This window comes from Embleya sp. NBC_00888 (assembly GCF_045207655.1).
Classification (GTDB): Bacteria; Actinomycetota; Actinomycetes; order Streptomycetales; family Streptomycetaceae; genus Embleya.
This window is the reverse complement of sequence record NZ_CP108784.1, coordinates 6,788,817-6,802,496: the sequence shown is the minus strand read 5'-3', so window position 1 is coordinate 6,802,496 and position 13,680 is coordinate 6,788,817. Positions and strand designations below refer to the sequence as shown.

General features: G+C 74.1%; 1 protein-coding gene and 1 pseudogene. Both read right to left on the bottom strand.

Annotated elements, in window-relative coordinates; genetic code table 11:
* Window positions 1–16: 16 nt before the first annotated feature.
* A complete protein-coding gene (locus tag OG948_RS28895; protein WP_406300362.1) occupies window positions 17–4,927 on the bottom strand; it encodes an acyltransferase domain-containing protein in 4,911 nt (1,636 codons plus the stop codon).
* 375 nt (window positions 4,928–5,302) lie between these two features.
* Window positions 5,303–13,564, bottom strand: a pseudogene (locus tag OG948_RS28890) (type I polyketide synthase); the annotation flags it as partial.
* Window positions 13,565–13,680: the final 116 nt, after the last annotated feature.

The following is a 13,680-nucleotide window of genomic DNA, read 5'->3' as shown; positions in this document are numbered from 1 at the left end:
TGCCGTGGTGGAGCGCTCAGCCGGGCAGACCGGCCGCCCATTCCACGATCGTCGCCGCCGTCAGGTCGGCGTGGTCCTCCAGCACGGTGAAGTGGTCACCGGTGATCCCGATCAGGTCGTGCGGCAGCGGCCAGTACGCCCGCCAGTCCCACCGGCCCTCGGGATCGATCACCGTGCCCCGCACCGGGGTCTGCGCCTGGGCGACCAGGGTCGGGGTCGCGATCGGCTGCGGCTTCCAATCGGCGAACAGCCGCTGGTACCGGCCCATCGTGGTCAGGTTGGTGTCGTTCAGGGTCATGTCGTACCGCGCGACCCGGCCGAGCATGCCCTCGATCATCGCGGGCAGCCACCAGTCCATGCCCGGCACCAGCGCGGTGTCGATCGGGAACGTGTCGATCAGTCCCAGTCCGACGGGACGCACGCCCTCGGCCTCCAGTCGGCGGGTCACCTCGTGCGCGATGCAACCGCCCATCGAACGCCCCACCACGATGAACGGCCGCTCGCCCACGGCCGCCCGCACACTCTCCAGGTGAATCTGGATCAGGGCGTCGGCGTGCTCGGGCAGCGACTCCTCGGCCGCGAAGCCCGGCGTCTGGAGCACGAACACGTCCCGCTCGCCCTGGAACACCTGCCCGAAGCGGGCGTACTCGTGCGGTCCGGAGATCGCGCTCAGCGACGGGAAGCACACGATCGCGGGCCCCGCGTCGCCCGTGGCCAACCGCAGCACCGGCTTGGCGTGCCGGTCGCGCTCGGCCGGCGGAAAGGACGGGCGCAGGCCCGCCGAGGCCATGATCACCTCGGCCGCGGTGTTGTACTTGCCGGCCGCGCAGAGCTGGACGTAGAAGGAGGCCAGCGCGCCCTTGGCCACCTCGGTGGGCGCGGCCTCCGAAACCTGCGCCTTCGCCGGGGACTTGCCCTGTTCGGCCAGTTCGGCGTCCAGGTGCAGGGCGAGGCCGCGCGGGGTGGGATGCGCGATCGTGACCGTGGCGGGCAACCGGAGACCGGTCGCGGCGGACAGCCGGTTGCGCAGTTCCACGGCGGTCAGCGAGTCCAGGCCGACCTCGAGGAACGCCTGGTCCGCGTCCACCGATTCGTCGCCCGCGTGGCCGAGCACGACGCCCAGTTCGGCGCGCACCAGATCCACCAGGATCTCGATCCGCTCCCCCTCGGACCCCGCCGCGAGCCGCTGCGCGAACGCCGATGCGGTGCTCGCCGGCGCCGAGCGCACGGCCCGCCGGGTGCGCCGTACGGCCGCCGAGCCCGGTACGTCCGCATCCGCCGAGGCCCGCGATCGGGTACCGGCGCCGCCGGCCGGCAGGCCGCCGGGCACCGGGCGGGAGATCAGCGACCCGACCGACAACACCGGCGCGCCCCGCTCGTCCGCGGCCTCCAGGGAGACCGCGTCCGGACCGGCGAACGCGAGCCGCACCCGCAGCCGGGCCGCGCCGGTCGCGTGCAACCGCACACCGCTCCAGGCGTAGGCCAGGCTCGTCCCGGTCCGCTCACCGGCCGCCGCGGCGCGCCGCACGGCGTCGACCACCGCGATGTGCAGCGCCGAGTCCAGCAGGGCCGGATGCACGCCGAACCGCGGCGCGTCCTCGGCCTGCTCCGGGGCCAGCGCGACGTCGGCGAACAGCACGTCGTCGCCGCGCCACGCCGCCTGTAGGCCCTGGAAGACCGGCCCGTAGTCGATCCCGGCGGCGACGAGCACGTCGTAGGCGTCCTCGACCGGGACCTCGACCCCGTCGGCGGGCGGCCAGTCGCCGAAGGCGAACGCGGCGTCCGTCCCGGCGTCGACCTCGGCCGCCTCCGGCGCCAGGAAGCCACCCGCGTGCCGGGCCCAGTCCGCGTCTTCCGGCGCGTCCTCCTCCCGCGAGAACACCGCGAACCGGCGCCGCCCGTCCTCGGCCGCCGCACCCACCGCGACCTGAAGGTGCACGGCCGCGTCCGAGTCGGCCAGGATCAGCGGTGCCTCGATCACGAGTTCGTCCACCGTGCCCAGGCCCACCTCGTCGCCGGCCCGCAGCGCGAGTTCCAGGAAGGCGGACGCCGGCAACAACACCGTGTCGCGCACCGCGTGGTCGGCCAGCCACGGATGCGACCGCACCGAGATCCGCCCGGTCAGCAACACCTCGTCGCCGTCGCCGGCGCGCACGGAAGCGCCGAGCAGCGGGTGTTCGACCGGGCGCAGGCCCAGCGACGCGGGTCCGGCCGTCGGATCGCCCAGGGTCTGCCGCCAGTAGCGCTTGCGCTGGAACGCGTAGGTGGGCAAGTCGACCCGGCTCGGCTGGTGTTCGGCGAAGGCCGTGCCCCAGTCGACGGACACCCCACGCACCCACAACTCGGCGAGCGAGGTGTACAGGCGCTGCGCGCCACCCTGGTCGCGGCGCAACGTGCCGACCACGACCGGACTTTCCCGACCCGCGTCCTCCAGCGTCGCCTCGATCGCGGCGGTCAACACCGGATGCGGGCTCACCTCGACGAACACCCCGTGCCCGGACGCCGCCAGCCCCCGGGTCGCCTCCTCGAACCGGACCGTCTCCCGCAGGTTGGTCGCCCAGTACGCGCCATCCATCCCGGTCGTGTCCAACCAGTCGCCGGTCACCGTCGACCACAGCGGCACCGACCCGGACACCGGCGCGACCGCCGCCAGGTCCTCGGCGATGCGTGCCCGGATCTCCTCCACCTGGGCCGAGTGCGACGCGTAGTCCACCGGAATCAGGCGGGCCCGGCCACCCTCGGCGGTCACCGCCGCGACCAGCTCCGCCAGCGCGTCCGGCTCTCCCGAGACCACCACCTGGCCCGGACCATTCACGGCCGCGACCGAGATCCGCCCGTCCCACGCGTCGATCCGCGCGCGGACGTGCGACTCGGCCAGCGCCACCGAGGCCATCCCACCGCGCCCGGACAACGCGACGATCGCCCGACTCCGCAGCGCCACCACCCGAGCGCCGTCCTCCAGGGACAATCCGCCGGCCACCACCGCCGCCGCGATCTCCCCCTGCGAATGGCCCACGACCGCGTCCGGGACCACCCCGAACGAGCGCCACACTTCGGCGAGCGACACCAGCACCGCCCACAACACCGGCTGGACCACGTCCACCCGATCCAGGGACGGCGCGCCCTCGACGCCGGTGAGCACGTCGGTCGCCGACCAGTCCACGAACGGCTCCAGCGCCTTCGCGCACTCCGCGAAGGCCGCCGCGAACAGTGGTGACTGCTCGTGCAGTTCGGCCGCCATCCCGGTCCACTGCGAACCCTGGCCGGGAAAGACGAACACGGTCCGGCCCACCGGCCCGGCCGACCCGGTGACCACGCCGGCCACCGACTCGGCGCGCAGCACCGCGCCCAGGCCCGCGACCAGTCGGCTCCGATCGCCGAGCACGACGGCGCGCTCCCCGAACGCGGCCCTGGTGGACACCAGCGAGAAGCCCACGTCCACGGTCGCGGGCGACGGGTCGGCGCCGAGCCGATCCGCCAGGCGACCCGCCTGCGCGCGCAACGCGTCCGGGGTCTTGGCCGACAACACCCACGGCAGTACGGCGGGCTCCGGCGCGTCGTCCCGCTCGGCGATCTCCGGCTCCGGTTCCGGGAGTTCCAGGATCACGTGCGCGTTGGTGCCGCTCACCCCGAACGCGGACACCGCCGCCCGACGCGGGCGGTCCGCCTCCGGCCAGGGCCGAGCCTCGGTCAACAACCGCACCCCGCCCGAGGACCAGTCCACGTGCGGCGTCGGCTCCTCGGCGTGCAGCGTCTTCGGCAACACGCCGTGGCCCAGCGCCTGGACCATCTTGATCACACCCGCGACACCGGCCGCGGCCTGCGCGTGGCCGATGTTGGACTTCAACGAACCCAGCCACAGAGGCCGTTCCGCCGGGCGGTCCCGGCCGTACGTGGCCAGCAGGGCCTGCGCCTCGATCGGGTCGCCCAAGGTGGTCCCGGTCCCGTGTGCCTCCACCACGTCCACGTCGCCCGCCGCCAGCTCGGCGTTGGCCAGCGCCTCGCGGATCACCCGCTGCTGGGCCGGTCCGTTCGGCGCGGTCAGACCGTTCGAGGCGCCGTCCTGGTTGACCGCGCTGCCACGCACCACGGCGAGCACCCGATGGCCCAGGCGCTCGGCGTCCGAGAGACGTTCCAGGATCAGTACGCCGACCCCCTCGGCCCACCCGGTGCCGTCCGCCGACGCGGCGAACGCCTTGCACCGGCCGTCCACGGACAACCCGCGCTGCCGGGAGAACTCGACGTAGCCCATCGGCGAGGCCATCACCGTGGCGCCGCCCGCGAGCGCGAGATCGCACTCGCCCGAGCGCAGCGACTGCGCCGCCAGATGCAGCGCCACCAACGACGACGAGCACGCGGTGTCCACCGTCACCGCGGGCCCCTCGAACCCGAAGGTGTAGGAGATCCGACCGGACGCCACGCTGCCCAGCGTCCCGGTGCCCAGGTAGCCCTCCAACTCCTGCGGAACCCGGTCCAGGGCCGGCGCGTAATCGATCCCGGCGATTCCGGTGAACACCGAGGTCCGGCTGCGGCGCAGGCTCGTGACGTCGATGCCGGCGCGCTCGAACGCGTCCCACGCGGTCTCCAGGAGCAGCCGCTGCTGGGGGTCGGTGGCCAACGCCTCGCGGGGCGAGATGCCGAAGAACGCCGCGTCGAAGTCCCCGGCGTCCGGCAGGAAGGAGCCCGCCGTCGTGTAGGTGGTGCCGGGCCGGTCGGGGTCCGGATCGTAGAGGTCGCGCAGGTCCCAGCCCCGGTCGGTGGGGGCCTCGCCGACCGCGTCCGTCCCGGATTCGACCAGCCGCCACAGGTCTTCGGGCGAGCCGACGCCACCGGGCAGCCGGCAGGCCATCCCGACGATCGCGATCGGCTCGCGCCGGCTCGCCTCGATCTCGTGGACCCGTTTCCTTGCCTGGCGGACATCGGCCAGCGCGCGCTTGAGATATCCCCGGAGCTTGTCTTCGTCCGACATGGAACTGCCTTTCCTGATGGGTTCGGTGGTCCGGGGGGGTCAGAAGGATTCGACGTTGTTGTCGAGCAGGCCGAACAGTTCCTCGTCGCTGGCGGTGTCCAGATCGATCTCGTCCGAGTCGGCCGGCGCCGAACCGGCCGAGGGGTCGGCCCACTTGTTCGCGAGCACCCGCAGCCGGTCGAGGATCGCCAACCGCCGGGCGGAGTCGCCGAGGTCCGCCGACAGCGCGGCGTCCAGCCGGTCGAGTTCCTCCAGCGCGGACGGCAGCGGGCGGCCCGGGACGCTCGCCGGTCGGTCGGCGAGCAACTCGGCGACGAACGCGGCGACCTCGGTCGGGGTCGGGTAGTCGAAGATCAGCGTGGCCGGCAGTCGCAGGCCCGAACCCGCGTTCAGCCGGTTGCGCAGCTCCACGGCGGTCAGCGAGTCGAAGCCGAGTTCACGGAAGGCACGTTCGGGCTCGACCGCGACCGGGTCGCCGTGGCCGAGCACGACGGCGGTCTCGGTGCGTATGAATTCCAGCACCACACCCTCGCGTTCGGCCGGTCCCAGGCCCGCGAGCCGGTCCGGAAGAGTGGGCGCCGCGTCCTCGACGGGCCGCGGGCCGGCCTCGCTCGGCAGTCCGAGCGCGCCCGCGCCGTCCCGCGCGGTCCGGCTCCCGTCGAGCCAGTAGCGCTCGTGCTGGAACGCGTACGTGGGCAACTGCACTCGGCGTGGCCGGTACCCCGCGTAGGCCGTGCTCCAGTCGACGTCGACGCCGCGCACCCACAACTCGGCGAGCGAGGTGTACAGGCGCCGCGCACCGCCCTGGTCGCGGCGCAGCGTACCGACCACGAGCGAGCGCTTCGTCTCGGCGGCCTCCAGGGTCTCCTGGATCGCCGCCACCAGCACCGGATGCGGGCTCACCTCGACGAAGACCCCGTGCCCGGAGGCGGCCAGGGCTCGCGTGGCCTCCTCGAACCGCACGGTCTCCCGCAGATTGCCCGCCCAGTAGCCGGCATCCATCGAGGCCGTGTCCAGCCACTCGCCGGTGACGGTCGACAGGATCGGCACCGTCCCGGACACCGGCGCGATATCGGCCAGATCGGCGACGATCCGGTCCCGAATCTCGTCCACCTGGGCCGAGTGCGACGCGTAGTCCACCGGAATCACCCGGGCCCGGCCACCCTCGGCCGTCACCGAGGCGACCAGTTCGGCGAGCACGTCCGGATCGCCGGAGACCACCACCTGACCGGGACCGTTGACGGCGGCGATCGACACCCGCCCGCCCCACTCCGCGATCCGCTCCCGCACTTCCGCCTCGGGCAGCGCCACCGACGCCATCCCACCGCGTCCGGACAATGCCACGATCGCCTTGCTTCGCAGCGCCACCACCCGCGCACCGTCCGCCAACGACAACCCGCCCGCGACCACCGCCGCCGCGATCTCGCCCTGCGAATGGCCCACGACCGCGTCCGGGAGCACGCCGTACGAACGCCACACCTCGGCGAGGGAGACCAGGACCGCCCACAACACGGGCTGGACCACGTCCACTCGATCCAACGACGGCGCGCCCTCGACACCGGTCAGCACATCGGTCGCCGACCAGTCGACGAACGGTTCGAGCGCCTTCGCGCACTCGCCGACTCGGGACGCGAACACGGCCGACTGGCCGTAGAGTTCGGCGGCCATCCCGACCCACTGCGAGCCCTGTCCGGGGAAGACGAACACCGTCCTGCCGAGCGTGCCCGCCGCCGATCCGGTCACCACGTCGGCGGCCGAGTCGCCTCGGGACAGCGCGGCCAGGCCCTCGGTCAGCAAGTCCGGCTCGCCGATCACCACCGCGCGCTCTTCGAGCGCGGCCCGGGTGCCGATCAGGGCCGAGCCGACGTCCACCGGATCCGGGCCGCTCGCGAGGAGGTCGGCCAGTCGTTCGGCCTGTGCGCGCAGTGCCGGGACCCGCTTGGCGGACACGATCCAGGGCAGCACCGTGTCGGGGTGCGCGTCGCCCGGGTCGGGCTCGACCTCCGCCGGCGGCTGCTCCAGGATCACGTGCGCGTTGGTGCCGCTGACCCCGAACGAGGAGACCCCCGCTCGGCGAGGCCGACCGGTCTCGGGCCACGGCCGGCCCTGCGTCAGCAGCCGTACCGCGCCGGCCGACCAGTCCACGTGCGGCGTCGGCTCGTCCACGTGCAACGTCCTGGGCAACACCCCGCGCCGCAGCGCCTCGACCATCTTGATCACACCCGCGACACCGGCGGCCGCCTGCGCGTGCCCGATGTTCGACTTCAACGAACCCAACCACAAGGGTCGCTCCGAGGGGCGGTCCTGCCCATACGTCGCGATCAACGCCTGCGCCTCGATCGGATCCCCCAACGTCGTGCCCGTCCCGTGCGCCTCCACCGCGTCGACCTCACCGGCGGCCAGCCCGGAGTTGGCCAGGGCCTGGCGGATCACCCGCTGCTGGGACGGGCCGTTGGGCGCGGTCAGGCCGTTCGAGGCACCGTCCTGGTTGACCGCACTGCCACGCACCACCGCGAGCACCCGATGCCCGTTGCGCCGCGCGTCCGACAACCGTTCGAGCAGCAACATGCCGACGCCCTCGGCCCAGCCGACGCCGTCCGCCGCGCCGGCGAACGCCTTGCAGCGCCCGTCCACGGACAGGCCGCGCTGCCGGGAGAACTCGGTGAACGCGCCCGGTGAGGCCATCACCGCGACGCCGCCCGCGACCGCGAGATCGCTCTCGCCCAGCCGCAACGACTGCGCGGCCAGGTGCAGCGTGACCAGCGAGGACGAGCACGCGGTGTCGATGGTGACCGCCGGGCCCTCGAAGCCGAACGAGTAGGAGATCCGGCCGGACGCGACGCTGCCGGCGTTGCCGTTGCCGACGTAACCCTCCAGGGCGCTGGGCACGTTGCCCGGGTGCGGCGCGTAGTCGTGGTACATCACGCCGGCGAACACCCCGGTCCGGCTGCCGCGCAGCGTGGTCGGGTCGATGCCGGCCCGCTCGATCACCTCCCACGTGGTCTCCAGGAGCAGCCGCTGCTGCGGGTCGGTGGCCAGCGCCTCGCGCGGTGAGATCTCGAAGAACCCCGCGTCGAACTCGGCGGCGTCGTAGAGGAAGCCGCCGTGCCGGGTGTACGACTTGCCGGCCGCCTCGGGGTCCGGGTCGAACAGGTCCTCGACGTCCCACCCGCGATCGGTGGGGAACTCGCCCACCGCGTCGGTGCCGGATTCGACCAGCCGCCACAGGTCGTCCGAGGAGGCCACGCCACCCGGGAGCCGGCAGGCCATGCCGACGATCACGATCGGGTCGTCCGCAGTCGCCGCGAGCCCGCCCGCCGGCGCCGGCACGGGCGCGGCGTGCGCGTCCGGCAGGTCGCCGAGCAGTGCGCCGCGCAGGTGGTCGGCGAGCGCGCCCGGGGTCGGGTGGTCGAAGACCAGGGTCGCGGGCAGCCGCAGGCCGGTGGCGGTGTTGAGCCGGTTGCGCAGTTCGACCGCGGTGAGCGAGTCCATGCCCAGGTCGCTGAACGCGCGTCGGACGCCGACCGCGTCGGGGTCCGCGCCCAGTACGCCCGCGACCTCGGCGCGGACCAGGTCGAGCAGTGCCTGCTCGCGCTCGGCCGAGCCCAGCGCGGCCAACCGCTGCCCGAGCGAGGCCGGTCCGGCCGCCTTGACCGCCTGCCGCCGGCCGGGCCGGACGAGGCCGCGCAGCAACGCGGGAACCGCCTCCGGCCGGGCCCGCAGGCCCGCCAGGTCCAGCGGCGCCGGCACCAGTACGGCCCGGTCGATCCCGCTCGGACCGCCGTCCGGCCGCACGGCCAGGTCGAACAGGCGCAGCCCGGCGGCCGAGCCCAGCGCACGGATCCCGGCCCGGGCCGCGCGAAGCCGGTCCGCGTCGGCCAGGTGCGCGGTCATCCCGCCCGCCTCGGCCCACATGCCCCACGCCAACGAGACGGCGGGCAGCCCGAGCCCGCGGCGTCGGGCGGCGAGCGCGTCCAGGAAGCTGTTGGCGGCGGCGTAGTTGCCCTGCCCGGGGCCGCCCAGGGTGGCCGCCACCGAGGAGAACAGCACGAAGCCGGCCAGGTCCTGATGCCGGGTCAACTCGTGCAGATGCCAGGCCGCGTCGGCCTTGGGCCGCAGTACCGCCGCCAGCCGCTCGGGGGTGAGCGCGTCGAGCACACCGTCGTCGATGACACCGGCCGCGTGCACGACGGCGGTCAGCGGATAGGCCGCCGGCACACCGGCGATCAGCGCGGCCAGCGCCTCGCGGTCCGCCACGTCCGCCGCCACGACGCTGACCTGCGCGCCGAGCGCGGTCAGTTCGGCGACCAGGTCGGCCGCGCCCGGGGTGTCCGGGCCCCGACGGCCGGTCAACAGCAACCGGCGCATACCGTGTTCGGCCACCAGGTGTCGGGCGAGGAGCGCGCCGAGCACCCCGATACCGCCGGTCACCAGGACGGTGCCCTCGGGGTCCCAGCCGCGCACCTCGCGCGGATCGAGCGCCGCGGCCCGGCGCAGACGCGGCGCGTACGGCGCTCCCGCGCGGATCGCCAGTTGCTGTTCGTCGGCGGCGCGCGCGCTCGCGTGGGCCGCGCCGAGCACGGCGTGCGAGGCGGGTTCCTCGTCCAGGTCGATCAATACGATCCGGCCCGGCTGTTCGGACTGGGCGGAGCGGACCAGACCGGCCACCGCCGCGCCGGTCGGATCGGGTACGTCGCCCTCGGTCACCGCGAAGGCGCCGCGGGTGAGCACCAGGACACGTTCGGCGTCGCCCTGGAGCTGCGCCAACACCCGTGCGGTCTCCCGGTGTACGGCGGTGAGCGTGTCCTCGGCGGCCTCGACCGTCAGCATGAGCGTTCCGTCGGCGAGCCGCCGGGTGTCCGTGCCGAGTGCGATCGCCGGGGCCGGCGCGCCCGGTTCGTCGACCACCGCGTGGTCGACCCAGGCGAGCTCGAACAGCGCGTCCGCTTCCGCCGTCTGCCGCCCCTCGAGTTGATCCGCCGTCACCAGCCGTGTGGCCAGCGTGTCGATCGACACCACCGGCGCGCCGCCGGCGTCGGTGGCCGCCAAGGTCAGCTCGCCGGGCCCGGTCACCGCGATCCGGATCCGGAGCGTGGTCGCGCCGGACGCGTGCAGTCGCACTCCGTTCCACACGAACGGCAGCCGGCGCCCTTGCGTGTCCCGCGATTGATCCAGGTTGTCCAGGGAGGCGATGTGCAGCGCCGCGTCGAGCAGTGCCGGGTGGATGCCGAATCGGGCGGCGTCGGCGTGTTGTTCGGCGGGCAGTTCGGCTTCGGCGAGGATCTTGTCACCCAGCCGCCAGGCGGCTCGCAGGCCCTGGAACGCCGGGCCGTAGTCGATCCCGGCCTCGGCGAGTGTGGCGTACGCCCGGCTCACGTCGATCGCCGTCGCGCCCACCGGCGGCCACACCTCGCCGGCGGCGCCATCGGTCCGCGTTCCGTCCTCGGCGGCGACCAGGAAGCCGACCGCGTGCCGCGTCCACGGCGCGTCCGACTCGGCGTCCTCGGGCCGGGCGTACACCGCGATCGGCCGCCGGTCGGTGCGCTCGTCCTCGGGGCCGTCGACGACGACCTGGAGATGTACCGCGTCCCGCTCGCGCAGAATCAGCGGAGTCTCGATCACCAGCTCGTCGACGGTGTCCAGGCCTACCTCGTCGCCCGCCCGGATCGCGGCCTCCACGAAGGCCGTTCCGGGCACCAGGACCGAACCGAGCACAACGTGCGCGGCCAGCCACGGATGGGTGCGCAGCGACAGTCGCCCGGTCAGCAGCACCGCGTGCGGTCCGCCGTCCGCCGCCGCGCCCGGGCCGGTGGCCACTCGCAACGAGGCGGCCAGGAGCGGGTGCTCGGCGGCGGCCAGCCCCAGGCCGGCGGCGTTTCCGGCCGTCGTGGCGGGTTGCTCGATCCAGAAGCGCCGGTGCTGGAAGGGGTACGTGGGCAGCTCGACCCGGCGTGCGCCGGAACCGGCGTACAGCGTGGCCCAGTCCACGTCGGCGCCGTGCGCGTGGGCGGTGCCGAGTGCGAGCAGCGCGGTGTCCGCCTCCGGCCGGTCCCGGCGCAGCGCCGCCGCGAAGGCGGGCGCCTGGTCGCTCGCGGGCGCGTCGGCCAGGCTGTCCTGGGCCATCGCGGTGAGCACGCCGTCCGGGCCGAGTTCGAGATAGGTGGTGACGCCGGCCGTCGCGAGGTGTGCGATCACGTCCCGGAAGCGGACCGCGTTGCGCACGTGTGCGACCCAGTGGCCCGGGTCGCCCAGTTCCTCGATCCCGGCCGGTCGCCCGGTGAGGTTGGAGACCACCGGGACGCGCGGCGCACGATAGGTCAGCGTGCCGGCAACGCGCTCGAACTCGGCGAGCATCCCGGTCATCAGCGGCGAGTGGAACGCGTGGCTGACCCGCAGTCGTTTGGTCTTGCGGCCCTGTGCGGCGAAGCCGGCGGCGATTTCGAGGGCCGCGTCGGCAGCGCCGGAGAGCACGATCGAGGTCGGGCCGTTGATCGCCGCGATGCCGACCTCGTGCTCGCGCCCGGCCAGCGCGGCGGTGACCTCCTCCTCGCTCGCCTGCACCGCGATCATCGCCCCGGTGGTGGGCATCGCCTGCATCAGCCGGGCCCTGGCCGCCACGAGTGTGGCCGCGTCCGCGACGGTGAGCACGTCCGCGACGTGCGCGGCGGTGAGTTCGCCGAGCGAGTGCCCGGTGACGAAGTCCGGCCGCAGGCCCCACGACGCGTACAGCCGATACAGCGCGACCTCGATCGCGAACAGCGCCGGCTGCGCGTACACGGTCCGGTCCAGGTGTTCGGCGGCGTCCTCGGCGACGCCGAACACCACATCGCGCAGCGGGTACGGGACGTGACCCGCCAGCTCGCCGTCCAGCGCCCTCGCCACCTCGTCGAACGCGGCGGCGAACACCGGGTAGGCGTCGTACAGTTCGCGGCCCATGCCGACGCGCTGGCTGCCCTGTCCGGTGAACAGGTAGGCGAGCGTGCCGGATCCGCCGGCCGAGCCCCGGACCACGGTCGGGGTCGGCGTGTCGGCGGCGAGCGCGTCGAGGCCGGCCAGGTAGCCGGCCAAGCCGGTCGGCGAATCGGCGCCCGCGACCAGCACGGCGCGCTCGTCGAACCGGGCCCGGCCGGCGGCCAGCGAGTAGCCGATGTCCACGACGTCGGTGGTCTTGACCGCCGCGCCTCGCACGTGTGCCGCGAGCCGGGCCGCCTGGGCGCGCAGCGCGGCCGGCGTCCGGGCCGAGAGCAGCCAGGGCGCGGCGGCAAGCGTGCCCTCGCGCTCCCCCTCCGCCGGGGCGGTCGCCTCGACGGCTTCCGGCTGCTCCAGGATCAGGTGTGCGTTGGTCCCGCTCGCACCGAACGCCGAGATGCCGACCCGGCGCGGACGTCCGGTCTCCGGCCAGGGCCTGGCCTGCGTCAACAACCGCACCGCGCCCGCCGACCAGTCCACGTGCGGCGTCGGCTCGTCCACGTGCAGCGTCCTGGGCAGCACGCCGTGTCGCATCGCCTCGATCATCTTGATCACGCCGACGATCCCGGCGGCGGCCTGGGTGTGCCCGATGTTGGACTTGGCCGAGCCGATCCACAGCGGTCGATCCTCGGGACGGTCCCTGCCGTAGGTCGCGATCAGCGCCTGCGCCTCGATCGGGTCGCCCAGCGTGGTCCCGGTGCCGTGCGCCTCGACCGCGTCGATGTCGGCCGCGCTCAGCCGGGCGTTGCGCAGCGCCTGCCGGATCACCCGCTGCTGGGACGGGCCGTTCGGCGCGGTCAGGCCGTTGGAGGCGCCGTCCTGGTTGACCGCGCTGCCGCGCAGAACGGCCAGCACGCGGTGGCCCGACCGCCGTGCGTCCGCGAGCCGTTCGACCAGCACCAGACCGGTGCCCTCGGACCATCCGGTGCCGTCCGCCGCGCCCGCGAACGCCTTGCAGCGGCCGTCCGGGGCCAGGCCGCGCTGCCGGGAGAACTCGACGAACCCCAGCGGCGAGGCCATCAGCGTCACGCCACCGGCGATCGCGAGATCGCATTCGCCGCTGCGCAGCGAGTGTGCCGCCAGGTGCAGCGCGACCAGCGAGGACGAGCACGCGGTGTCCACGGTCACCGCCGGGCCCTCGAAGCCGAACGAGTAGGCGATCCGCCCGGACGCCACGCTCGCCGCGTTGCCGTTGCCGATGTAGCCGCCGACCTCGTCGGGCACCTCGCTCAGCCGGGCCGCGTAGTCCTGCCCGTTGAGGCCGGCGAAGACCCCGGTCCGGCTGCCCGCCAGCGTGGTCGGGTCGATGCCGACCCGCTCGAACAGCTCCCAGGCGGTCTCCAGGAGCAGCCGGTGTTGCGGGTCGGTGGCCAGCGCCTCGCGGGGCGAGATGCCGAAGAACTCGGCGTCGAACCCGGCGATGTCGGCCAGGAACGCGCCCTTGCGGGTATACGACTTGCCTGGTCGATCGGGGTCCGGATCGTACAGCTCCTCGACGTCCCAGCCTCGGTCGTCGGGGAAGTCGCCGACCACGTCGACCCCTTCGGCCAGGATGCGCCACAACTCCTCGGGCGACTCGGCGCCGCCGGGCAGCCGGCACGCCGCCGAGACGATCGCGATCGGCTCGGGCGTCGGGTTCTGCGCCTCCTTGAGCCGTTCCCGGGTCTCGTGCAGCTCGACGGTGAGCCGCTTGAGCAGGTGGCGGATCTGCTGGTCGCTCATGGTGGTTGTGCCTTTCGCAG